Source organism: Pseudomonas soli (assembly GCF_900110655.1).
Taxonomy (GTDB): domain Bacteria; phylum Pseudomonadota; class Gammaproteobacteria; order Pseudomonadales; family Pseudomonadaceae; genus Aquipseudomonas; species Aquipseudomonas soli.
Genome location: NZ_FOEQ01000011.1, coordinates 41878 through 66409, shown reverse-complemented (window position 1 = coordinate 66409; position 24532 = coordinate 41878). Strand labels below are relative to the sequence as shown.

The following is a 24532-nucleotide window of genomic DNA, read 5'->3' as shown; positions in this document are numbered from 1 at the left end:
GTAAACATAGCAGAGCGCTGCTGGCTGCCGGGCGCCACCCACGGGGAAAACGTTTGCCTGGCCCCTGCGAAACCACCGTTCATCGTGACAGGACTGTGAAGGCCGTCATGCATTAGTACATTTGCCATATTTTCCTGCGAATACTGACATGGCAGGTGCTAAGGTTAGAGTCCTGACGGCCAGGACGGTGTACCCTGATACGGCTTTGCAATCACCACGTTCACGAACAAGGAGGCTGGCATGAACAAGATGACGTTCCCCAACGCCTGCCAGGTGATGCGTTGGCATTTTCATCCGCTTGGTTTCGAGGCCAGCATGGACGCTCCGCGCAGCATGGTCGCCCGGCTGTTCGACCGTGCCACCGGCGAGACGCTGCTGGCCATTGCCGGCATTCCCTGCGCAACCATCATGCACGCCACCGATGTCGAGCGGATCATCGAGGCCGTGGAGGCCGAGATGGAGACCTTCGACCTGCTCGCCAGCCCACTGCGCAGCGCTGTCTAGCCTACCTGAGCCTGACGCGCATTGAGCGCCTGCAATCCTTTCATGAACTGGTCGGGCGGTACCGGCTGGCCAAGCAGATAACCTTGCAGCGAATCGCAACCCAGGCGGGTGAGGAATTCCTGCTGGCCGTCGGTTTCGACGCCTTCGGCGACAATGCGCAAGCCCAGTGCCTGGCCCAGGGCGACGATGGCCGAGACGATCGCTGCGTCATCGCTATCCTGCTCCAGGTCGCGCACGAAACCGCGGTCGATTTTCAGTTCGTTAGCCGGCAGGCGCTTGAGGTACATCAGGCTGGAATAGCCGGTACCGAAATCATCGATGGACAGGTCCACGCCCATGTCCGAGAGGCGCTGAAGCACCTGGAGACTGGCGTCGGCATCGCGCATGGCAGTGGTTTCGGTGATTTCCAGGGTCAGGCGATTGGCCGGCAGGTCGTTTTCCTCCAGCGCCCGCGCCACGCTGTCGACTAACCCGACATGGCAGAACTGGATGGCCGACAGGTTCACCGCAATTCGCCATTGCTCATTGCCTTGGCCCAGCCACTGGCGCATCTGCCGACAGGCTTCACCCAACACCCATTCGCCGATCGGTATGATCAGCCCGGTCTTTTCCGCCAGGCCGATAAAACGGTCCGGCAGCATCAGCCCATGTTGCGGGTGTTCCCAGCGCAGCAGGGCCTCGGCACCGATGGGCAGACGCTGCGCGGCATCGAACTTGGGCTGATAGTGCAGGCGGAACTGGCCATGGTCCAGGGCCGTGCGCAGATCCTGCAGCAGCTGCAGTTGCTGGCGCGCATTGCTGTTCATCGAACCATCGAAAAAGCTGTAACCGTTCTTGCCGGCGCTCTTGGCGTGGTACATGGCGGCGTCGGCGTTGCGCAGCAGTTCGTGCTGGTCCAGGCCGTTGCCGGGATACATCACGATGCCCAGGCTCGCCGACAACTGCAGGTCATGCTCGGCCACACGGAACGGCTTGGACATCAGGTTGACTTGCTTGGCCGCGACATTCATGGCGTCATCGGGCTCGTCCAACTCCACCAGCAGCACGAATTCGTCACCGCCGATGCGCGCCAGGGTGTCCTGGCTATGCAGGTGGCCGCGCAACCGCGCCGCCACCGCCTTGAGCAGCAAGTCGCCGACATGGTGGCCGAAGGCGTCGTTGACCGGTTTGAAGCCGTCCAGGTCGATGAACATCAGCGCGAAACAGCCCCCCTGCTCTGCAACGCGGCCGATGGCCTGGTCGATCCGGTCGGCCAGCAGCGTGCGGTTGGGCAGCCCGGTCAGGGTGTCGTGCAAGGCCAACTGGGTCAGTTCCTGGTTGGCCAGGGTCAGCGAGCGTGCCAGTTCTGCCGTACGCGCTTCCAGCCGGGCATCGAGCACCGAAGTCAGCAAGGCCACCGCCAGCACTGCCAAGGTAGTGATCAGCACCAGGTAATCCAGGCCGTCCCCCGCCAATCCCGTGGTCAATGCCCCGCAGAAACTGCCCGCAGGGAAGTTGGCCGCCGCCATGCCGGTGTAGTGCATGCCGACGATGGCGATCCCCATCACCACCGCCGCCACGCCACGGATCTGCCGTACATAGGGCGTGTGCTGGCGCAGGCGGAAGGCTATCCAAAGCGCCGCCGCCGAAGCCCCCACCGCGATGGCCAGGGAGGCGCCGAACAACGTCGGATCGTAGTCGATGCCCGGTTGCATGCGCAGAGCGGCCATGCCCATGTAGTGCATGCAGGCGATGCCGGTGCCCATGATCAAGGCACCGAAGGCCAGTTGTAGCCAAGGTAGCTTTGGCTGGCTCACCAGCCACAGGGCGAAACCCGACGAAGCCACCGCGATCAGCAGCGACAGGCCGGTCAGCGCAGTGTCGTAACCCAGCTCGATGGGCAGGCTGAACGCCAGCATGCCGATGAAGTGCATCGACCAGATGCCGATGCCCATGGCCAATGCCCCGCCGCCCATCCACAGGTACACCGCCCGGCCCTTGGCCGTGGCGATGCGCCCGGTCAGGTCCAGGGCCGTGTAGGAGGCAAGGATGGCCACGCACAGCGAGATCAACACCAGCGAGGAGGAGTAGCTACCGATCAGCATTCGCACTTCCAGGAACGAACCCGGCAGGCCGGGGAAAAGCCGATGATTGTACTCAAGCTTTGCTGAAACGCACGGGCTTTTCGCGCTTCTCGATGGATCCAAAATCCGCTCGCAAGCCCTGCAGTGAAGGGGTTAGAGCCTTTGCGCGAGTAACTGGAGGCATAATGCCACTTGTCGTTTGCTTCTGCTCATGGCATCGACCGCGGGCAAACCCATCGATCTGGCATCCCTGACCACGAGAAACACCAAGCCAAGCGAAGCGACTCCGGCTAAGCTCAACACACCACCACGCCGTTCCCGGAGCCTGCAATGGCCACCCTGCCCCGGCATGCAGTGCGCCTCGCCCTGCTCGCCATCACCTTGTTCGTCTCGACCGGTTGTTCGAACAAGCACGCCAGCACCCGCTACGCCGCCCAAGGCTCCAACTGCTATGCCAAGGCGCTGCCCAGCAGCGGCGAAGGCGGCCTGGCATTCGGTCCGACACTGGCCATGGCGAGCAGGAAGTCGCTGGACAGTTGCATGCGCTACGCCGGCAGGTCCGGGGGCACGCCGCGGACCTGCCAGGTCGTCGTGGCCAAGTGCAAGAGCTGAGCTAGCGTGACAGCGCCGCGTCAGCCCGATTCACTTTCCGGCCTGTTGACGCTGCCAGCGCTCCAGGTTTTCGGCCACCAGTTGTTCGGGCAAGGGCCCTGCCACCAGCTCCCGCATCTTGCGCGCCAGCTGTTCGCGCAGTGCCGGCTGGTTGCAACCCGACTTGTGCGATAGCGCCAGGTACAGCCCTTCGCTGGACACCGGCGGCTCAAGTACCTCCAGCTCCTTTTCCTTGCCCAACGTGCGCGCCAGGGCCATGCCGGGATACTGCTCGAAGATCACGTAGTCGCTGCGCCTGAACAGCAACTTCTGGAAGGCCTGGGTGGCGCTGGGCACTGCTTCGAGGTGGAGCTGCGCCCGGGCGTAGTCGTCGAACGCCTGGCCATGGCTATTGTTGACCAGCGTTCCGCCGCGTCGCCCCTTGAGGTCGGACCAGTCGCTGTAGGCGAAGCCCTCGCCCTTGCGCACCCAGACCACGCTGGAATTGAACAGAAATGGCGGGCTGATGAAGTCGGTCAACAGTTCGCGCGCCTGGGTACGAAAGTAGCCGGCGAGCATGTCGATGCGCCCGCTGCTCACTTCCTCCTGCGCCCTGGACCACGGCCCGACATACACCACATCCACCACCAGGCCGAGGTCCTTGGCCACCTCCTTCAGCAGGTCGGCATTGGCCCCGATAAGTTGCTCGGGGTTATGCGGGTCGCGCCAGAGATAAGGTGGGTACTCCGGGTTGCCGGTGGCGGTGAGGTGCTTGCAGCTGTCTGTGGCCAGGCCGTGCAGTGGAATAACTGCCAGCAGGCACGACAACCACACAGACAAGCCCAGACAACGTCCGCTCATGGCGTTCCTCGTGCAATGGATTGTGCCACCGACGAGGTGGCTTTACCCAGTTTGCACGAGAAATGGCCAAACGCCACGCGCCATCTGGCTATCTGAGATGCGGTACAGCGTCACGGGCCAAGTCGCCAACAGCAGGTCACTGCTCGGCCAACTGCGTGCGAGCATCCCAGCCACCGCCAAGCGCCGCGATCAACTGCACGCTCGCCACCAGCCGCCCCTGCAACAGGGTCAACACGCTGCGTTCGCTGCTCAGCGCCGTGGTCTGCACGTTCACCACGTCCAGGTAACCGATCAACCCGGCCTTGTACTGGTTCTCGGTCAAGCGCAACGACTCCCGCGCCGCCTCGAGCGCTTCCTGCCGGACAACGGCTTCGTCCCCATACACCTTGAGCTGCACCAGGTAGTTCTCGACCTCCTTGAACCCATCCAGCACGGCCTGCCGGTACTGCGCCACGGTCTGGTCGTACACCGCCACGCTGCGGTCCACCTCGGCGCTACGCTTGCCGGCATCGAACAACGTCAACGCCAACTGCGGGCCGACGGACCAGTAACGGTTGGGAAGCTCGATCCAGTTGTTGAAACTGCTGCTGGAGTACCCGCCATTCATGCTCAGGGACAGGTCGGGGAAGTACGCCGCCCGGGAGACGCCGATGTTGGCGTTGGCCGCCATGACCTTGCGTTCGGCTGAAGCGATGTCGGGCCTGCGCTCGAGCAACTGCGAAGGGAGCGACACCGGCACCTGCGGCAATGCCGGAATGTCGCCGCTCGCGGCCAGGGCGAAGTCGGCCGGGGCCTTGCCCATCAGCACGGCAATGGCGTTTTCGTACTGCGCGCGTTGCCAGGCCAGGTCGATCAGGTCGGCCTGGGTGCTCTTGAGCTGGGTACGTGCCTGGGCTACGGCATCCGGCCCGGCAACCCCGGCGCGATACTGGTTCTCGTTCATCTTCAACGACCGTTCATAGGCCGCTACCGTGGCCTCGAGCAAGCGTTTCTGCGCGTCGATGACCCGCAGTTGCAGGTAGTTCTGCACCAGCTCCGACTGCTGGCTCAGGCGAATGGCCGCCATATCGGCGAAGCTGGCCTCGGCACTGGCCTCGTTGGCGTTCATGGCTTCACGCAGCTTGCCCCACAGGTCGATTTCCCAGCTCACGCCGAGTTGCGCGTTGTAGGTATCGCGGATGCCACTGCTGTTGTTCGACAGGCTCGAGCTGGAGCTCCCGGTGCCCTGGGCCGAACGGTTCTTCCCAACGGTGAGGTTCAATGAGGGGAACAGCGCGGCGCGGCTGCTGCGCACCAGCGCCTGGGCCTGACGATACTGCGCTTCGTACTGCGCCACCGTCTGGTTGCTGCGGTTGAGCTCTTCCACCAGGGCGTCGAGCTGCTTGTCGCCATACAGCTCCCACCATGCCCCGCGGGCGACGGCATCGGACGGGTTGGCCTGGGTCCAGCCCTCGGCCTGCTTGAACTGCGCCGGGGTGCTGATCTCCGGGCGGTGATAGTCCGGACTCAAGGTACAGGCGCTGAGCATGGCCACGCACAACCCGGCGCTGACCAGGCGCGAGCCGCGCCCTTGGGTCAGCAGCCTGAGGGCACGATGGATTCGGGTGTGGGCAAAGTTCATAGCGGGGTATCCAGGGCAGCGTCGGTGCGCACGCCGCGCCAGCGGTTGAACCGGTGGCGCAGGCGGTCGAGGTACAGGTAGACCACAGGCGTGGTGTAGAGGGTGAGGATCTGGCTGAACACCAGGCCGCCGATGATGGTCAGGCCCAACGGCTGGCGCATCTCGGCGCCCTCGGCGCGGCTGAGCAGCAGCGGCAGCGCGCCGAGGATCGCGGCCAGGGTTGTCATCAGGATCGGCCGCAGGCGCAGCAGGCAGGCACGGCGGATCGACGCCTCCGGTGACAAGCCTTCATGGCGCTCGAGTTGCAGGGCCAAGTCGATCATCAGAATGGCGTTCTTCTTCACCACGCCGATCAGCAGGAACAGACCGAGCAACGAGATCAGGCTGAATTCGCCACCGGTCAGGTACAGCGCCAGCAAGGCGCCGACCCCGGCCGAGGGCAGTGTGGAGAGGATCGTCAGCGGGTGGATGTAGCTCTCGTAGAGAATGCCCAGCACCAGATACACCAGCACCAGGGCGCCGAGGATCATGAACGGCTGGCCTTGGGCGGTCTTGGTGAACGCGTCCGCGTCGCCACCGAGCTTGGCGATCACCGATTCGGGCAGGCCAAGCCTGGCCACCGCCCGCTCCAGCGCGGCCAGGGCCTGGTCGGGGCTGTAGCCTTCGGCAACATCGAACGAGATGTCCTCGGAGGCAAACTGCCCTTCGTGGCTGACGCGGTCGTTGGCCAGGCTGTTCTCGTAGCGGGCAAAGGCGGACAGCGGCACCCGGGCGCCGTCGGCGGTGATCACCTGCACCTGCTCCAGGGTACTCGGGTCCCAGGCGTATTTCGGGTTGATCTCAAGCACCACCTGGTACTGGTTGAGGCTGTCGTAGATGGTCGAGATCTGTCGCTGGCTGTAGGCGTTGTTGAGCACCGCGGTGACCATGTCCATGTCGATGCCCAGGCGCTTGGCCTGGTCACGGTCGACCACCAGGGTCACCTGCTGGGTGCCAGCACCGTCACGGGCGTCGATGGCGGTCAGCTCGGGCAGTTTGCGCAGCTCGGCGGCGACCTTGGGGAACCATTCGCGCAAAGCGGCCAGATCGCCGCTCTGCAAGGTGTACAGGTACTGGGAGGTGGTCTGGTCGCGCCCGCCGCCACCGAGTTGCAGGTCCTGGTCGGCCATCAGGTACAGACGCCCGCCGGGTATCTTCGGCAGGTCCTTGCGCAAGCGGTCGATGACTTTCTGCGCATTCTCCTTGCGCTCGGCGATCGGTTTCAGTCGTACTAGCACGAACGCATTATTGGTACCACTGTTGCCGCCAATGAAGCCGGCGACACTCTCCACGGCCGGGTCCGCGAGCAGGGCGCGGCGGTAGATTTCCATCTTTGGTTGCATGACCGTGAACGACAGCCCGTCATCGCCGCGGATGAAACCTTGCAATTGGCCGGTGTCCTGCTGCGGCATCAGGGTCTTGGGCACCACCACGTACAGCGCGATGTTGAGTACGATGGTGGCCAGCAGGCTGAGCAGGGTCAGGCGCCTGTGGCGCAGCGCCCAGCCCAGGCTCTTGTCGTAGCCGGCGACCATGCGCTGGTGAATACGGTCGCTCCAGCGTTGCAGGCGGGTCTGCTGCTGCGGGCCATGGATCTTGAGCCAGCGCGAGCAGAGCATCGGCGTGAGGGTCAGCGACACCACCAGCGAGACGATGATTGCCGCCGCCAGGGTGATCGAGAATTCCTTGAACAGCCCGCGAACGATCCCCCCCATGAACAGGATGGAGACGAACACCGCCACCAGCGAGACGTTCATCGACAGCAGGGTGAAACCGACCTCCTGCGCGCCTTTGTAGGCCGCGCGCATCGGGCTCTCGCCCTTCTCGATGTGTCGGGAGATGTTCTCCAGCACCACGATGGCATCGTCCACCACCAGGCCGGTGGCAAGGATCAGCGCCATCAGCGACAGATTGTTCAGCGAGAACCCACACAGGTACATCACGGCGAAGGTACCCACCAGCGACACCGGTACCGCCAGGCTCGGGATCAGCGAGGCGCGGAAGTTGCCGAGGAACAGGTACACCACCAGGATCACCAGCACCACCGCGATCAGCAAGGTGTGCTCGGCCTCCTTCAAGGTGGCCTTGATCACCGGCGAGCGGTCCATGGCTACGTTGAGCTTGACGCTGGCCGGCAACAGCGACTGCAGTGCCGGCAGCTCGGCCTTGATCTGGTCGACGGTCTGGATGATGTTGGCGTTGGCCTGGCGGTTGACCACCAGCAGCACAGCGCTCTCGTCGTTGAAGAAGCCACTGTTGTAACGGTTTTCCACGCCATCACTGACCTTGGCCACATCCGACAGCCGCAGGATCGAACCATTCTGCTGGCGGATGATGATAGGCTTGTAGTCTTCGGCCTGCTCCAACTGGTCGTTGGCGCGCACTTGCCAGTTGCGCTCGCTGTCCTCGACAAAGCCCATGGGCCGGCGCTGGTTCGCGTTGGCCACCGCGGCGCGCACATCGTCCAGGGACAGGCCGTACTGGTTGAGCAGTTGCGGCTCGAGCTCGATGCGCACCGCCGGCAGCGAACTGCCGCCGATCTGTACTTCCCCTACCCCGCTGACCTGTGACAGGCTCTGGGACAGGATGGTGTCGGCCAGGTCGTAGAGCTTGCCCTTGGACAGCACCTGCGAGGTCAGCGACAGCACCATGATCGGCGCCTGGGAAGGGTTGATCTTCTTGTAGGTGGGCATGCTGCGCATGCCGCTGGGCAGCAGGTTGCGGGTAGCGTTGATCGCGGCCTGCACCTCGCGTGCCGCACCATCAATGTCGCGGCCCAGTTCAAAGCCGATGATCACCCGGGTCGAGCCCTGGTTGGAACTGCTGGTCAGGGTGGTGACGCCGGCAATGGCGCCAAGCTTGCGCTCCAGCGGCGTGGCGACGGTGGACGCCATGACCTCGGGGCTGGCTCCAGGCAGGCTGGCCTGTACCACGATCACCGGGAAATCCATCTGCGGCAACGGCGACACCGGCAGCAGGCCGAAACTCACCCCGCCCAGCAACATGATCGCCAGGCTGAGCAGCATGGTGGCCACAGGCCGGCGGATGAAAGGTGCGGAGAGGTTCATGCTTCGGCCTGCCGCGGATCGTCAAGCGGGCGCCAGCGACGAGCCAGGCGATCGAAGTACAGGTAGATGACCGGTGTGGTGAACAGGGTCAGCACCTGACTCACCAGCAGGCCGCCAACCATCACCAGGCCCAGCGGCTGACGCAGCTCGGCGCCGGAACCGGTGGCGAGCATCAGCGGCACGGCACCGAACAGCGCGGCCAGGGTGGTCATCAGGATCGGCCGGAAGCGCAGCAACGCAGCCTGATAGATCGCATCACTCGGGCTCATGCCCTGATGGCGCTCGGCTTCCAGGGCGAAGTCGATCATCATGATCGCGTTCTTCTTGACGATGCCGATCAGCAGGATGATGCCGATAATGGCGATCATGCCCAGGTCGTTGCCGCTCAGCAACAGCGCCAGCAAGGCCCCCACCGCCGCCGAAGGCAACGTCGAGAGGATGGTCACCGGGTGGATGTAGCTCTCGTAGAGCACGCCGAGCACGATGTACATGGTCACCACGGCGGCGAGGATCAGTAGCAAGGTACTCGACAGCGAGGCCTGGAACGCCTCGGCAGCGCCCTGGAAGCGGGTCTGCACGCCGATCGGCATGCCGATGTCCTGCTGCACCTGCTCGATCACCTTGACCGCCTCGCCCAGGGACGCGCCATGGGCCAGGTTGAACGACATCATCACCGCCGGGAACTGGCCGATGTGCGAGATGGCCAACTGGGCCTGGCGCTGCTCGATGCGCGCCAGGGCCGACAGGCGCACCTGGCCGCCGTCGGCGGCCTTGACGTGGACCGCCTCAAGCGCCTGCGGACCGAGGCTGGCCGCAGTCTGCGACTGCAGCACAACGCGGTACTGGCTGGCCTGGGTGTAGATGGTCGAGATCTGCCGCTGACCGAAGGCGTCGTACAGGGCGTTGGTGATCTGCGCCACGGTGATGCCGAGACGGCTGGCCATGTCGCGGTCGATCACCAGGTACACCTGCAGGCCCTTGTCCTGCAGATCGCTGGCCACGTCCTGGAGTTCCGGGCGGTCCTTCAGTGCCTGCACCAGCTTGCCGCTCCACTCGGCAAGCATGTCGGCATCCGGCGAGCTGAGGCTGAACTGGTACTGGGTGCGGCTGACCCGGTCCTCGATGCTCAGGTCCTGCACCGGCTGCATGAACAGGCGGATGCCGACCAGCTTGTCGAGCTGCGGCTGCAAGCGGCTGATCACCTCGGCTGCCGTCACGTCGCGCTCGCCATGGGGCTTGAGGTTGATCAGCAGGCGGCCGCTGTTTAGGGTGGCGTTGTCGCCATCCACGCCGATGTACGACGACAGGCTCTGCACCGCCGGGTCCTGCAGGATCACCTCGGTCAGGGCCTGCTGGCGTTGACTCATGGCGGCGAACGAAGTCGACTGCGGTGCCTCGGAAATACCCTGGATCACCCCGGTGTCCTGGGCCGGGAAGAAGCCCTTGGGCACCATCAGGTAAAGCACCACGGTCAACGCCAAGGTGGCCACGGCCACCAGCAACGTCAACGGCTGGCGCTTGAGCACCCAGGTCAGGGCACTGGCGTAGTGCTTGATCAGCCAGTCGATCCAGGCACCGCTGGCCCGGTAGAAGCGGCCTTGCTCCTCTTCCTTTGGTTCACGCTTGAGCAGGCGGGCGCACATCATCGGCGTCAGCGTCAGTGACACCACCAGGGAAATCAGGATGGCCACCGCCAGGGTGATGGCGAACTCGCGGAATAGCCGCCCGACCACGTCGGCCATGAACAGCAGCGGGATCAATACCGCGATCAGCGAGAAGGTCAGCGAGATCAGGGTGAAACCGATCTGTTTAGCGCCCTTGAGCGCGGCCTGCAGCGGTGTCTCGCCCTCTTCTATATGCCGGGAGATGTTCTCCAGCATGACGATGGCATCGTCCACCACGAAACCGGTGGCGATGGTCAGGGCCATCAGCGTGAGGTTGTTGACCGAGAAACCGGCCAGGTACATCACCCCGAAGGTGCCGATCAGCGACAGCGGCACGGCGATCGACGGGATGATCGTGGCCGACGCCCGGCGCAGGAACAGGAAGGTCACCATCACCACCAGGGCAATGGCGAACAGCAACTCGTGCTGCACGTCGCGCACGGCGGCACGGATGGTCTGGGTACGGTCGGTGAGCACGCTCACGTCCAGACCCGCCGGCAGGTTATCGGTGATCGACGGCAGCAGTTCCTTGATCCGGTCGACCACCTCGATGACGTTGGCGCCGGGTTGGCGCTGGATGTTCAGCAGGACCGCCTCGTTCTGGTTGGCCCAGGCGGCAAGGCGCTCGTTCTCGGCGCCGTCGACGATCTCGGCGACGTCCTTCAGGCGCAGCGGTGCGCCATTGTTGTACTTGAGGATGAGATTGGCGTACTCGGCCGGCGAGCGCAACTGGTCATTGGCGTCGAGCATCGACACCCGGGTCGGGCCATCGAAGTTGCCCTTGGGCTGGTTGACGTTGGAGGCACCGATCAGGGTGCGCACGTCGTCCAGGTTCAGGCCGTTGGCCGCCAGGGCGTCGACGTTGACCTTGATCCGCACCGCCTGGCGCTGGCCGCCGGCGATGCTGACCATGCCGACGCCACTGATCTGGGCGATTTTCTGCGCTACGCGGGTGTCGACCAGGTCGTTGAGCTTGGGCAGCGGCATGGTCTTGGACGAGATGGCCAAGGTCAGCACCGGCGTGTCGGCCGGGTTGACCTTGTTGTACACCGGCGGTGCCGGCAGGTCGCTGGGCAGCAGGTTGCTGGCGGCGTTGATCGCGGCCTGTACCTGCTGCTCGGCGACATCCATGTTCATGTCGAGGTTGAAACGCAGGGTCAGCACCGAAGCGCCGCCGGAGCTGGTCGAGGCCATCTGCTCGAGGCCCGGCATCTGGCCGAACTGACGCTCCAGTGGCGCGGTGACGGCGCTGGTCATCACCTGGGGGCTGGCGCCGGGGTACAGGGTCATGACGCGGATGGTCGGGTAGTCGACCTGGGGCAAGGCCGCCACCGGTAGCAGCTTGTAGGCGATCAGGCCGGCCAGGACGATGGCCAGCATGCTCAGCGTGGTGGCGACCGGCCGCAGGATGAACAGGCGCGAGAGGTTCATGCGCCCGCCTTGGAGCCTGGTTCACCAGTCTGCGCCGAGCCCTTGGCGCCCTGCCCCTGCAGATGCTGGCCCGGGGTGGTCGGCACTTGCGAGCTGTCTTCGACCACCTCGACCTTGGAGCCTTCGCGCAGGCGGTCGGTGCCTTCCAGCACCAGGCGGTCACCGGCGGCCAGGCCCTCGACGATCACACTGTTCTCACCATCGCTCGCACCGACCTTGAGGGGGCGGATGTTGATGGTGTTCTCGGCGTTGACCACGTAGGCGAAGGTGCCGTCATTGCCGAACTGGATGGCCGCGGTCGGCGCCAGTACCACCTGTTTCAGGGTGTCGGCCAACAGGCGCACATTGACGAATTGGTTGGGAAACAGGGCGTGGTCGGTGTTCTGGAAGGTGCCCTTGAACTTCAGGGTGCCGGTGGCGGTGTCGATCTGGTTGTCGAGGCTGCCCAACACGCCGGTGGACTGCAGCTTCTGATCGCCACGGTCCCATGCTTCGACCGGCAGGCTGGCACCGCTGCGGTAGCGGGCGAGCACGGTGTCGAGCTGGGTTTCCGGCAAGGTGAAGGCGACGCTGATCGGTTCGGTCTGGGTAATGACCACCAGCGCCGTGGTGTCGTTGGCGGCGACCAGGTTGCCCAGGTCCAGCTGGCGCAGGCCAAGGCGACCGCTGATCGGCGCACGGATCTGGGTGAACGCCAGGTTCAGGCGGGCATCGTTGACCTGCGCCTGGTTGGTCTTGACCAGCCCCTGGAATTGCCCGACCTGTGCCTCGGCGGTGTCCAGGGTCTGCTTGGCGATGCTGTCTTCGGCATACAGGCCTTTATAACGGGCCAGGTCGACCTGGGCATTCTTCAGTTGCGCCTGGTTTTGCGCCAGGGTGCCTTCGGCCTGCTGCAGGGCGATGCGGTAGCTGCGCGGGTCGATCTCGGCGAGCAGGTCACCGGCCTTGACCTGCTGGCCTTCCTTGAAGTGGATCTTGACCAGCTCGCCGGCCACCCGGCTGCGCACGTTGACCGTGTTGGTCGCGGTCACGGTGCCAAGGGCCTTGTAGTACAGCGGGAAGTCACCCACCCGCGCAGGCTCGACGCGCACCGGCACCGCTTCGGTGGAGGCGCCAAAACCCGGCCGGCCGCCCATGCCTTTGCCTGGGCGATGCCCGCCACCCTCTTTATGGGCGGTCGTTGCGGGCCACAGCCACCAGGCCAACAGGGCCACCAGCAGCAGGATCAGCAGGCCGAACAGCCAGCGACGAGGGGAACGGGAATTGGAGGCTTGCATGGGTTGAACGAACCTTGTTCAGAGAATGACGGTGTGGCGAGCGTGAACGATAAGCACTGGCATCGTTTTAGCAAAGGGGCTTTACCAGTGCTTTACCTTCGGCTGACGTTGGCAAAGGGGTGAACTTTAAATGAAAACGGCCTGGAACAGGGTCCAGGCCGTAACAGGGTGTAACCCGCCAGTGAGAGCGGGCTAGCATCGCAATGGCGTCGTATCAGGCTATGACGTCTGCCTTCAACGTGCAATCGCGGGTCAAGCCCGCTCCCACGCCGCCCAAACGGGCGCGTGGCGTTACTTCAAGACAGCCAGTGCCGCATCGTAGTTCGGCTCGTCGGCGATTTCGCCCACCAGCTCGCTGTGCAGCACCTTGTCGTTTTCGTCCAGCACCACCACGGCGCGAGCGGCCAGGCCGGCCAGCGGGCCATCGACGATGGCCACGCCGTAGTTTTCCAGGAACTCGCGGCCACGCAGGGTCGACAGGTTCTTCACGTTCTCCAGGCCTTCAGCGCCGCAGAAGCGCGCCTGGGCGAACGGCAGGTCGGCGGAGATGCACAGCACCACGGTGTTGGCCACGTCGTTGGCCTGAGCGTTGAACTTGCGCACCGAGGTGGCGCAGGTCGGGGTATCGACGCTTGGGAAGATGTTCAGCACCTTGCGCTTGCCGGCAAAGTCTTTCAGCGACGTATCGGCCAGGTTGCCAGCCACCAGGGAGAAGGCAGGTGCCTGGGCGCCAGCTTTCGGCAGCTCGCCTTTGACTTGAACCGGGTTGCCTTTGAGAGTCACTTGAGCCATGACGGAAATCCTTTGCGGGTTTGGAAAAAGACCTCGAGTTAAGCATGAAGACGCGCAAGTGCCTATAACCAAACATGAAATTGTTGCATTGCCAGACAATTCTTGTGGACAAAAAAATGCCCGGATCGCGACAAGCCACCCGGGCACACCGCATTCAGAAATGCATCAGGCCAGCAGGCCGTAAACCACCGAGGTCAAGGCCACCAGGCCGACCACCACCACGAACACGTTGGACAGCGCACCGCTGTACTTGCGCATCGACGGCACGCGGCGGATGGCATACATCGGCATCAGGAACAGCAGCACGGCGATGATCGGACCGCCGAGCGATTCAATCATGCCCAGGATGCTCGGGTTGAGGGTGGCGACGATCCAGCACACCACCAGCATCAGTGCGGCGACGATGCGGTCCAGGGCCTTGGCGCCCGGGCGCATGCCGGTCTTGACGATCATGCCCTTGAGGCCTTCGCTGGCACCGATGTAGTGGCCCAGGAACGACTTGGCGATGGCGATGAAGGCGATCAGTGGCGCGGCGAAAGCGATGGCCGGCTGCTCGAAGTGGTTGGCCAGGTAGGACAGGATCGACAGGTTCTGCGCCTTGGCTTCAGCCAGCTGGGCGCTGCTCAGGGTCAGCACGCAGCTGAACACGAAGAACAGCACCATCAGCACCATCAGCAGGTGGGCGCGGCGCAGGATCTGGCCGCTGCGCTCGTCGGCGTGCTCGGCGTAGCGGCGCTTCTGATCAACGGCAAAGGCCGAGATGATCGGCGAGTGGTTGAACGAGAACACCATCACCGGAATGGCCAGCCACACGGTGTGCAGGAAGGCCGAGCCGGACGGCACCTGGGTAGCGGTGTCAAGGATGCCGCCGGTCCAGTGCGGCACCAGGTAGAGGGCCAGCAAAGCCAGGGCGACGATGAACGGATACACCAGCAGGCTCATGACCTTGACCGTGGCCTGTTCGCCGCAGCGCACGATGGCCAGCAGGCCGAGGATCAGCACGAACGACAGGATTGCCCGCGGCGGCGGCGCGATATGCAGCTGGTGCTCCATGAAGCTGCTGACGGTGTTGGTCAGCGCCACGCTGTAGATCAGCAGGATCGGGAAGATGGCGAAGAAGTACAAGACGGTGATCAGCGCACCGGCGGTGATGCCGAAATGTTCCTCGACCACGTCGGTGATATCACCGCCCTTGCTGCCCGACAGCACGAAACGGGTCAGCCCGCGATGAGCGAAGTAGGTCATGGGGAAAGCCAGCAAAGCCAGGACCAGCAGCGGCCAGAAACCGCCAAGGCCGGCGTTGATGGGCAGGAACAGGGTTCCGGCGCCGATGGCCGTGCCGAACAGGCCCAGCATCCAGGTGGTGTCTTGACGCGACCAGCTGCCGAGGGTGGCGGGGGTCGATTCTGCAAAGCGTTGTTCAACGCTTGGGGCCTGCTCATTCATTCCGGGTGAAGCTCCACTCGCAAGACTGCAACAGGCTGAGAATGGCGAAATAGACGATTCGCCCAACTCAACCGGGGAAGAGGGGCGCGATTGTGCATGCAAAGGTTGCACTTGGGGAAGCCCCGCCCGAGGGACGGTTGCACTTGTATGTACAAGAAAGCAGGATTTCGGGTTGCAAAAACTACCGCGGGGCAAGTCGCTTCGGTGCGCCGATGCGACTTGCCCCGCGGTAAAGCCAGTTCGGCCAGCGCCGATGTCAGCCCTTGTGCACGGCGGCAAATGCCTCGGCCACTTGACGCAGGTTGGCCGGGCGCAGCCCGGACATGCATACCCGGCCGCTGTCGATCAGGTACACGCCAAACTCTTCACGCAGCCGACGCACTTGTTCCACGCTGAAACCGGTATAGCTGAACATGCCCCGCTGGCGCAGGAAGAACTGGAAGTCCTGGCCTGGCAGCAGCTCGCCGAGCAGGTCGACCAGGCCCTGGCGCATGTCGAGGATGCGCTTGCGCATTACCTCCACCTCTGCGGCCCATTGCGCGTTGAGCGCAGCGTCACCTAGCACGCCGGCCACCAGCTGGGCGCCGAAAGCGGGCGGGCTGGAGTAGTTGCGGCGCACAGTGGCCTTGAGCTGGCCAAGCACGCTGGAAGCGGTGGCGGCATCATCACAGACCACCGACAGGCCCCCTACCCGCTCGCCGTACAGCGAGAAGATCTTCGAGAACGAGTTGCTGACCAGGCAAGGCACGCCGGCACGGGCCATTTCGCGGATCGCATAGGCGTCTTCGACCAGGCCTTCGCCGAAGCCCTGGTAGGCGATATCGAGGAACGGGATCAACTGGCGCGCCTTGACCACCTCTACCACCTGTTGCCACTGCTGCTGGTCCAGGTCGACGCCGGTGGGGTTGTGGCAGCACGGATGCAGCAGGACCACGCTGTTCTGCGGCAAGGCCTGCAGGCTGGCCAGCATGCCGGCGAAGTCGAGGCCGCGGGTGTCCGGGTCGAAGTACGGGTAGGTGTGCACCTTGAAGCCCGCGCCTTCGAAGATTGCCCGGTGGTTGTCCCAGGTCGGGTTGCTCACCCACACCTCGGAGCCTGGGAAGTAACGCTTGAGGAAGTCGGCACCGACTTTCAGCGCGCCCGAGCCGCCGACGGTCTGCACGGTGGCCACGCGGCCAGCGGCGACGGCCGGGTGCTCGGCGCCGAACAGCAGCGCCTGGATCGCCTGGCGGTAGGCGGCCAGGCCTTCCATCGGCAGGTACAGCGAGGCTTCATGGGGCTGGCCGGCCAGGCGTTTCTCCACCTCGGCCACCGCCGCCAGCTGCGGCACCACGCCGGCTTCGTCGTAGTACAGGCCGATACTCAGGTTGACCTTGGCGGCCCGCGGGTCGGCCTTGAAGGTTTCCATCAACGAGAGGATCGGGTCGCCGGCATAGGCATCGACATGTTTGAACACAGCGTGCAGCTCCTTGGAAATCAGGACAGTTCAGGAAAGGCTCAGGCGAGGATACCCGCAGAGCGCCACGAGGAACATCACCGAAATGCAAGCAGTCCCTGCACGCTTGCAAAGCACGCCGACAGCACACAGCTTGTCCACGTGCTGCTGAACCTGCAACTCGGCGCTGCCCCGGGATCGTACCCTGATCATTGCATTTGCTACCTGTCTGCCCCAAGCTCTGCGATACCGCCACCACGGACCGCGAGATGCCCAGACACCGCCTCCTCCTGATCGCCCTGTTACTTCTGCTTGTACTGCCCGTTGCGATCGGCTATCTGTGGCGTGACCGGCAACCCGCACCGCCCAGCCTGCCACCCCACAGTTACGCCAAGGCCCTGCGCCAGGCACATGATGGCCTGCCGGGCGCCGCGCGGGTGTTGTACCAGCAGTTGCAACGCGACGACCTGCCCCCCATCCGCCGCGCCGCGTTGTATGCCGAATTGCCCAACTACCCTTCGCCACAGGCCTTGAAACTGGCCAGCATGGGCCTCGAGCACGCCGATCCGTTGGTACGTCGGGCTGCCATCGGCAGCATCCGTCGCCTGTTGCCGGCCGCCCAGCGCAGCCTGGTTCTGGGGCCGTTATTGGAGGATGACGAGCAGAGTGTGCGCTTCGCCGCGGTGGATGCGCTGCTGGGCCTGGACCCGGACGCCATCGGCCTGTACTTCGGGCCCTTGCAGACGGCTCTGGAACAGTACGAACAGGCCCTGGAACAACAGCCTGACGACGCCGCCGCACAGCTGCACCTAGCCCGGCTCTACATGCACGAACAAGCCTATGACGCCGCCACACAGGCCCTGCGGCGCAGCCTGGCTGTGGCCCCAGAAGGCCTGGACGCCCTGGCCACGCAAGTCCGCTTGCTGGAGCAGCAGGGCCAGCATGACGCCTCCCGCGAGGTACTCGCCAAGGCGCTGGCGCTACGCCCTGACTCCGCCTTCTTGCAGTATGAACTGGGGCTGTGGCTGACCCGCCACGAACAACAGGAATATGCCCTGCTGGCACTTTCCCGGGCGGTCGAACTGGAACCGGAAAACACCGAGTACCGTTATACGCTGGCCATCACTCTGCATCAGTTGGACCAGCTCGATGCCGCGCAGAAACAGCTGGAGACCGTGCTCAACCGTCAACCCGCCAACCGCCAGGCCCGGGTACTACTGATCGAGTACTGGAAGGAAACCGGACAGTTGCAGAATGTCCAGGTGCTGCTGGCCGAACTTGAGCGGCAGAACCCGGACGACCCCTACTTGCAGCAGGGGCTGTGATCGCCGGCTTCAGGCCTGCAACATCCTCTGAATCTGCTCTACCAGCATCTGCAACGAAAACGGCTTGAACATCAATGCCGTGCCCGGTTCGTCAAGCAGGGACTGTTCCACCGGCTCGGCGGTATACCCGGTGATGAACAGGATCTTCTGTTCTGGCTTCATCATGCGCAGTGCCCTGGCTACCTGACGACCGCTGAACCCACCCGGCAGGCCGATATCGGTTATCACCAGGTCGAACGGGCCGCCATGCCTGAATTGCCCTAACGCGCTGTTGGCATCAGGCACGTCGCACACCTCGAAACCGTAATCAACCAGCGCCTCCTTCATCAGGCCACGCAGGTTGCTTTCATCATCGACCAGCAACAACCGTTCACTCTGCATCTGTCGCGGCGTCGCATCATGAGCGATGCTGTCCGGCAACGTCCCCTGATAGCGGGGGAACATCATGACGACCCTGGTACCCTGGTCGATCGCCGACTCAATCCACATCTGGCCGCCGGACTGCTGTACGAAACCATGCACCATAGGTAGCCCCAGGCCGGCTCCCTGCCCCAAGGGCTTGGTGGTGTAGAACGGCTCAAACACCCTTGCCAGGTCCTGACGACTCATGCCATGCCCATCGTCCTCGACCTGCAGCGTGACGTAGTCCCCCGGCGGCAAGGCTTCCGGCCCTTCGCTGGGCATCTCCAGCCGCTCGTTGGCGGTATGGATCGTCAGGTTGCCTTCACCCAGGCAGGCATCGCGTGCATTACTGCACAAGTGCAGAAGCGCGTTACGCAAGGTATCCGGATCGACCTGCAAGGGCCAAGGCGCCACATCCAGTTGCATATTCAAGGTCATCTCGGCGCCCAAGGTCTGGCGTAGTATGGGCTCCGCTTCCTCCAACAGCCGGTTGATGCTCAGCGGATTCGGCGCCAATGGCTGGCTCCGGGCAAACGCCAGCAAGTTCTGGGTCAGGCCAATAGCGCGCTGGGCACACTCCCGTGCCATTCGCACATATTCATCCACCCGTTCCATTCGTCCCTGGGCGAGGCGTCGTTCGAGCAGCTCCAGGCTACTGCCGACTCCCGACAGTACGTTATTCATTTCGTGTGCCAGCCCACCCGCCACCTTCACAACCCCTTCCATGCGCTGGCTATCACGCACCGCCGCCTCAGCCAGACGCTGGACCTCATGGCGGTCAGCGGTGATGTTCCTCCCCACCAGCGTCGGCAACAGCTGGTGGGCACTGCCAGTCCAACGGAACCAGCAGTAATGACCGTCGCTATGGCGAACCCGACCCTCGAAGGGCGGCGCGGCGTGTCCCTGCACAAGCGCCATCAGCGTCAACTGCGCTTCGGTACGGTCCGCGGGATGGAACAGGTCGGGGAGCGCCATTTGCATCGGCGCAGCCTCATCCCAACCCAGCAGCCGATGCCAAGCAGGGTTGGCCGTGCGCACGCGCAGGTCGGCGTCGAGCATCAGCATCACATCAGGCGACAGCTGCCAGGTATGTTCAGGATCGGCCAGGTACTGCGCCAGGCGCGCATCGAAGGATTGCGCCAGCTCGCGCCATTCGTGGCAGGCCCCGACACTGGCAGTGGTCTCGAACAGCGCGTGGAGAAACCCGGCAACCGCACCACCGTCGTCACGAATAGGCGAGAAGCAGCCAGAGACCCAGGCCTTGCCAGTGATACCCTCTCGATACACTGCCAACGGGGCATCCTCGATCAGGCTGCCCTGGCCCTGCAACACCTTGAATACGCTTGCCCCCATACTCTCCCATGACTGCTCCCAGAGCGCGTCGAAGGCACGCCCCTGGTGGTCGGCTGCGCCGCCCAGCAAGACCCGATAGGCGTCATTGTGGATGACCGTCAGGGCAGAGCCCCATGCCAGCGCACAGGGAAAGGGAGACATCAGTACCATGTCTACAGCGATGCGCAGGGTAGGCGGCCAGGAGGTCAACGCCCCCAACGGCGTCGCGCTCCAGTCGAAGCCGGCGATGGGCCTGCCCACCTCGGCCAGAGAAGACGACGGTGGTGCCAGGTGGATTACCTGGATATCTGCGCCTTGGGTGTGCAGGTCAGCGGCCAATATCTTCGTTCCACAGCTCTGGGTTGGCTTCGATGAACCGGCGCATCAGCGCCTTGCAGGTTTCATCGTCATGCACCTCGAGGCGCACGCCACGGTCGCCGAGCAACTGCTCTTCGCCCATGAAGGTGACGTTCTCGCCGATGATCACATGCTTGATGCCGTACAGCAGGATTGCGCCGCTGCACATGGCACAGGGCGACAAGGTGGTATAGAGGGTGGCCTGCTGGTAAACCCGGGCTGGCTGCCGACCGGCATTCTCCAGGGCATCCATCTCGCCATGCAGGATGGCACTGCCCTGCTGTACGCGGCGATTGTGGCCACGGCCGATGATCCTGCCCTCGTGCACCAGTACCGAGCCGATCGGAATGCCGCCCTCCTCGAGTCCCTTGCGGGCCTCGTCGATGGCGGCCTGCATAAATATGGAAGTGTCCTGATCCATGGCGTCTCCCGGTAGTACGTCGACTTTTGCAGCAGCCTAGCACAGCGCCCGTGCCCATGGCGCATTGCGTGGCGAGGGCTATGCTCAAATGGCTTTTGATCTTGCTGGCCAAACGTTTTCCCATGGATTCGACGGGCATGCGCACATGAACAAGAAACTCCTGATCGTGCTGACCAATACCGCCAAGTATCCCGATATCAAGCGCGCCACAGGATTGTGGCTGGGAGAGGCCGTGCACTTTGTCGACGCAGTGCAAAAAGCGGGTTTTACCGTCGACTATGTCAGCCCGGCGGGCGGCTATGTACCGATCGACCCCCACAGCCTGCAGATGGCGCCGGACCTGGACTGGCAATGGTACAACGACAAGGCGTTCATGAACCGCCTTGGCGCCACCTTGAGCCCCGGCCAGGTCAAGGCCGACCAGTACAGCGCGATCTACTACACCGGTGGCCACGGCGTGATGTGGGACTTCCCCGACAACCAGCCATTGCAGGAGCTGACACGGCGGATCCATGAGCGCGGCGGCGCGGTCGCCGCGGTGTGCCATGGAGTAGTGGGACTGCTCAATATCAAGCTCGGCGACAACAGCTTGCTGCTCAAAGGGCGCAGGGTCACCGGCTTTTCCAATACCGAAGAAAAACTGGTTGAGCTGGACAAGGTGGTGCCGTTTCTCACCGAGAACGAACTGGGTGCTCGCGGTGGCGAGTACAGCAAGGCGGATGACCCGTGGGCGCCCTATGTGGTGGAGGACGGTAGCTTGATCACCGGGCAGAATCCGGCATCAAGCACCAAGGTAGCCGAAGCGGTGATCCGCTACCTGAACAGGCAACAATGAACGTTCGCCACAACTTAGCGCGGGGCAAGCCCGCTCCCGCCACCTTCCGGTGTGGAAGCGGGCTTGCCCCGCGATGGTGTGCTCGGCCGATTACTCGGTGCTCAACACGCCGCGACGCACCTGGTCACGCTCGATCGACTCGAACAGCGCCTTGAAGTTGCCTTCACCGAAGCCGTCGTCACCCTTGCGCTGGATGAACTCAAAGAACACCGGGCCCAGCAGCGTCTCGGAGAAGATCTGCAGCAACAGCCGCTTGTCGCCAGCCTCGGAAGCACCGTCCAGCAGGATGCCACGGGCCTGCAACTGATCGACCGGCTCGCCATGCCCTGGCAGGCGCTCCTCGAGCATCTCGTAGTAGGTCTGCGGCGGCGCCGTCATGAAGCGCATGCCGAAACCTTTTAGCGCGTCCCAGGTCTTGAGCAGGTCGTCGGTGAGGAAGGCAACGTGCTGGATACCCTCACCGTTGAATTGCATCAGGAACTCTTCGATCTGCCCCGCCCCTTTGGACGATTCCTCGTTGAGCGGGATGCGGATCATGCCGTCTGGGGCGGTCATCGCCTTGGAGGTCAGGCCGGTGTACTCGCCCTTGATATCGAAGTAACGGATCTCGCGGAAGTTGAACAGCTTCTCGTAGAAGCCAGCCCAGTAAGCCATGCGCCCGCGATAGACGTTATGGGTGAGGTGATCGATGATCTTCAGGCCCGCGCCGACCGGATTGCGGTCTACACCTTCGATGAACTTGAAGTCGATGTCATAAATCGAACTGCCCTCTTCATAACGGTCGATCAGGTACAGCGGCGCGCCACCGATACCTTTGATCGCCGGCAGGCGCAGCTCCATCGGGCCGGTCTCGATTTCCACTGGTTGGGCACCCAGCTCCAGCGCGCGAGCATAGGCTTCATGGGCGTTGCGAACGCGGAAGGCCATGCCGCACACCGAGGGACCATGCTCGGCGGCGAAATACGAGGCTACGCTCTTCGGTTCGTTGTTCAGTATCAGGTTGATACCGCCCTGACGATACAGGTGCACATCCTTTGAACGGTGGGTAGCCACCTTGGTGAAACCGAGGATCTGGAATACTGGCTCCAGCACGCCGGGGGTCGGCGAGGCGAGCTCAATGAATTCAAAGCCTTCCAGGCCCATCGGGTTTTCGAAGATATCTGCCATTTTGGTGTCCTCATCTGCAGCGAAAAACGGTTGATTACAGGCTTGCGATGTGGAGATGGCGTGGTGGTGAGCATGGGATCCCGCGCACGCTGCGGGCCAGGAAGTCACCAATGATCAGCTTGAACCCATGGTATGTCATATGGACCCATTCTCGGCGGGCTTGATTCCCCGGGAGGCGGAGAACCTTATTGTTGTATTCGTAACTCAATTCTACAGTGCGTAAATTTGTTTGTCGCGCTTTAGTTCGCAGGTTGTTCCGACAAACGGCTATCCTTTGCCTCACCATACCGTTGCATAGAAGGTCCCCACGCGCCATGCCCTTGACCGCCAAACGCCCTGCCCGCTGGAGCTGGCGCGCCCTGCTGCCCTGGGGGGTGGGTGTGGTGCCGCTCCTCTGTGGGCTGGCCGTGATGCGCTGGCAGACCGACCAGGAACTGCAGGCCGATAGCCTGGCCACGGCCAAGGAAGTAGCCAGCCATATTGAAGAGATCCTGGACAGCCTGGCCACAACCGCACATCGGTTGCTCCCCAAGGCCGGACAACCTTGCGACGAGGTGCAACTGGAACTGCGCATCGAGCTTACCCGCAATGCTTTCGTGCGTTCGACCAACCTGTTCGATCACAACCGGTTGTATTGCACCTCGCTATACGGTGATTTCGACGAACCAGTGAATGCCAGGGACTACACCAACGGGCAGCTATGGCTGATGAATGGCAACTCGGTCACCCCGGGGCATGCACTGCTGGTCTATCGGGCCAGCCAGCAGGAACACGGCGATCGGGGAGCGATTACCACAGTCGATGGCCGGCACCTGCTGACCGCGCTACACCTGATCGGCGCGGACAACCAGGTCAAGGTGCATGTTGGCAATCACTGGATTGGCAGTGATGGCCAGGTTCACAACGGCAAGCCGCCGGTCGCGGCCATCGCCGCTACCCAGTATGCGTCCACTCGCTATCCATTCGACGTGCACGCTGGATATGACGTGGGCAAGCGAGCCGCATTGATGCGCTCGCGCTACCCCGCTCTGCTGAGCCTGTTGCTGATACTGGGCGTGGCGGCAGGCGCGTCCTGTCGTTGGCAGATCCGCCGCGCCAGCTCATCGCGCAGCGAACTGGACCGGGCCTTGGACGCCGAAGAGTTCCTGCCCTACTTCCAGCCGGTGGTGCGCAAGGGTGATTACCGATGGGCCGGTGTCGAGGTCCTGATGCGCTGGCAACACCCACGCGAGGGCCTGGTGCGCCCCGACCTGTTCATACCCTACGCCGAGCACAGCGGCCAGATCGTCGCCATGACCCGCAGCTTGATGCTGCGCACGGCCCAGACCCTGGCTCCGCATGCGGCGTTGCTCGAGGACGGGTTTCACATCGGCATCAACATCACCGCCGACCACTGCCGTGACCTGGGCCTGCTCGATGACTGTCAGACCTTCCTCCAGCACTTCCCGCCTGGCCGCGTGGTGCTGACCCTGGAACTGACCGAGCGCAAGCTGATCGAGCCCACCCCGGTCACCCTCGACCTGTTCGAAAAACTGCACGCAATGGGGGTGATGATCGCCCTGGACGATTTCGGTACTGGTCAGTCAAGCCTCAACTACTTGCGCCAGTTCAATGTCGACTACCTGAAGATCGACCAGAGCTTCGTCGCCATGATCGGAGGTGACGCCCTGTCGCAGCACATTCTCGACACCATCATCGAGCTGTCCGCCAAGCTGGCCCTGGGCATCGTCGCCGAAGGTGTCGAAACCGAGGTGCAGCGCGACTATCTGGCGCGCCATGGCGTGGACTTCCAGCAAGGTTACCTGTTCGCCCGGCCCATGCCCGCCAGCGAGCTGCTGCTGGCCCTGGCCGCTCCTGTTGCCGCAACGCGGTCCCCCTGAGATCATGCGCGGCTGATCTAC

17 protein-coding genes are annotated in these 24532 nt (G+C 63.5%); 5 read left to right on the top strand and 12 right to left on the bottom strand.

Annotated features, from left to right (window positions below):
• Positions 1-240: 240 nt before the first annotated feature.
• Positions 241-504 carry a DUF1652 domain-containing protein gene (locus BMY03_RS20640; RefSeq protein WP_094012138.1) on the top strand — a complete coding sequence of 88 codons (264 nt, stop codon included), beginning with the start codon at positions 241-243 and terminating at the stop codon, positions 502-504.
• Here the strand turns inward: BMY03_RS20640 and BMY03_RS20635 are convergent.
• On the bottom strand, positions 501-2588 hold the full coding sequence (locus tag BMY03_RS20635; RefSeq protein ID WP_094012137.1) for a putative bifunctional diguanylate cyclase/phosphodiesterase: 2088 nt from the start codon (positions 2586-2588) through the stop codon (positions 501-503). The genes BMY03_RS20640 and BMY03_RS20635 overlap by 4 nt on opposite strands.
• Positions 2589-2897: 309 nt before the next feature.
• On the opposite strand from BMY03_RS20635, the gene BMY03_RS20630 reads away from it, so the two are divergent.
• Positions 2898-3179, top strand: a complete 282-nt coding sequence (locus tag BMY03_RS20630) for a hypothetical protein (protein WP_094012136.1) — start codon at positions 2898-2900, stop codon at positions 3177-3179.
• A gap of 30 nt (positions 3180-3209) precedes the next feature.
• On the opposite strand, the gene BMY03_RS20625 is transcribed toward BMY03_RS20630, so the two are convergent.
• The 8 genes from BMY03_RS20625 to BMY03_RS20590 all read right to left on the bottom strand — a co-directional run bounded on the left by BMY03_RS20625 (position 3210) and on the right by BMY03_RS20590 (position 16813).
• Complete coding sequence (locus BMY03_RS20625) at positions 3210-4019, bottom strand: substrate-binding periplasmic protein (RefSeq protein WP_094012135.1); 810 nt, start codon at positions 4017-4019, stop codon at positions 3210-3212.
• Positions 4020-4155: 136 nt separating this feature from the next.
• Positions 4156-5640, bottom strand: a complete 1485-nt coding sequence (locus BMY03_RS20620) for an efflux transporter outer membrane subunit (protein ID WP_094012134.1) — start codon at positions 5638-5640, stop codon at positions 4156-4158.
• Positions 5637-8747, bottom strand: a complete 3111-nt coding sequence (locus tag BMY03_RS20615) for an efflux RND transporter permease subunit (protein WP_094012133.1) — start codon at positions 8745-8747, stop codon at positions 5637-5639. The genes BMY03_RS20620 and BMY03_RS20615 overlap by 4 nt, the downstream gene beginning before the upstream one ends.
• The gene (locus tag BMY03_RS20610; RefSeq protein ID WP_094012132.1) at positions 8744-11842 is read right to left on the bottom strand and encodes an MdtB/MuxB family multidrug efflux RND transporter permease subunit; all 3099 of its coding nucleotides are present in this window, start codon (positions 11840-11842) and stop codon (positions 8744-8746) included. Before BMY03_RS20610 ends, BMY03_RS20615 begins: the two co-directional genes overlap by 4 nt.
• Positions 11839-13119, bottom strand: a complete 1281-nt coding sequence (locus BMY03_RS20605) for an MdtA/MuxA family multidrug efflux RND transporter periplasmic adaptor subunit (RefSeq protein WP_094012131.1) — start codon at positions 13117-13119, stop codon at positions 11839-11841. Before BMY03_RS20605 ends, BMY03_RS20610 begins: the two co-directional genes overlap by 4 nt.
• 291 nt (positions 13120-13410) lie before the next feature.
• The gene (tpx, locus tag BMY03_RS20600) at positions 13411-13911 is read right to left on the bottom strand and encodes a thiol peroxidase (protein ID WP_094012130.1); all 501 of its coding nucleotides are present in this window, start codon (positions 13909-13911) and stop codon (positions 13411-13413) included.
• A 165-nt stretch (positions 13912-14076) separates the two neighbouring features.
• A complete protein-coding gene (locus BMY03_RS20595) occupies positions 14077-15357 on the bottom strand; it encodes a serine/threonine transporter (RefSeq protein ID WP_094012129.1) in 1281 nt (426 codons plus the stop codon).
• 256 nt (positions 15358-15613) lie between these two features.
• Positions 15614-16813, bottom strand: coding sequence for an amino acid aminotransferase (locus tag BMY03_RS20590; RefSeq protein WP_094012128.1), 1200 nt, complete (start codon positions 16811-16813; stop codon positions 15614-15616).
• A gap of 248 nt (positions 16814-17061) precedes the next feature.
• On the opposite strand from BMY03_RS20590, the gene BMY03_RS20585 reads away from it, so the two are divergent.
• Positions 17062-18117 carry a HEAT repeat domain-containing protein gene (locus BMY03_RS20585; RefSeq protein WP_094012127.1) on the top strand — a complete coding sequence of 352 codons (1056 nt, stop codon included), beginning with the start codon at positions 17062-17064 and terminating at the stop codon, positions 18115-18117.
• Positions 18118-18126: 9 nt separating this feature from the next.
• On the opposite strand, the gene BMY03_RS20580 is transcribed toward BMY03_RS20585, so the two are convergent.
• Complete coding sequence (locus tag BMY03_RS20580) at positions 18127-20190, bottom strand: ATP-binding protein (protein ID WP_177182938.1); 2064 nt, start codon at positions 20188-20190, stop codon at positions 18127-18129.
• A complete protein-coding gene (locus tag BMY03_RS20575; RefSeq protein WP_094012126.1) occupies positions 20180-20629 on the bottom strand; it encodes a nucleoside deaminase in 450 nt (149 codons plus the stop codon). Before BMY03_RS20575 ends, BMY03_RS20580 begins: the two co-directional genes overlap by 11 nt.
• Before the next feature lie 145 nt (positions 20630-20774).
• Between BMY03_RS20575 and BMY03_RS20570 the strand changes: the two genes are divergently transcribed.
• Positions 20775-21464: a type 1 glutamine amidotransferase domain-containing protein gene (locus tag BMY03_RS20570; protein ID WP_094012125.1), complete on the top strand. Its 690-nt coding sequence runs from the start codon at positions 20775-20777 to the stop codon at positions 21462-21464.
• Between the two features lie 90 nt (positions 21465-21554).
• Here the strand turns inward: BMY03_RS20570 and hppD are convergent, their stop codons facing one another.
• Positions 21555-22631, bottom strand: a complete 1077-nt coding sequence (gene hppD, locus BMY03_RS20565) for a 4-hydroxyphenylpyruvate dioxygenase (protein WP_094012124.1) — start codon at positions 22629-22631, stop codon at positions 21555-21557.
• 314 nt (positions 22632-22945) lie between these two features.
• On the opposite strand from hppD, the gene BMY03_RS20560 reads away from it, so the two are divergent.
• Positions 22946-24511 (top strand): EAL domain-containing protein, encoded by a 1566-nt coding sequence (locus BMY03_RS20560; protein ID WP_094012123.1) that lies wholly within the window; start codon positions 22946-22948, stop codon positions 24509-24511.
• Positions 24512-24532: the final 21 nt, after the last annotated feature.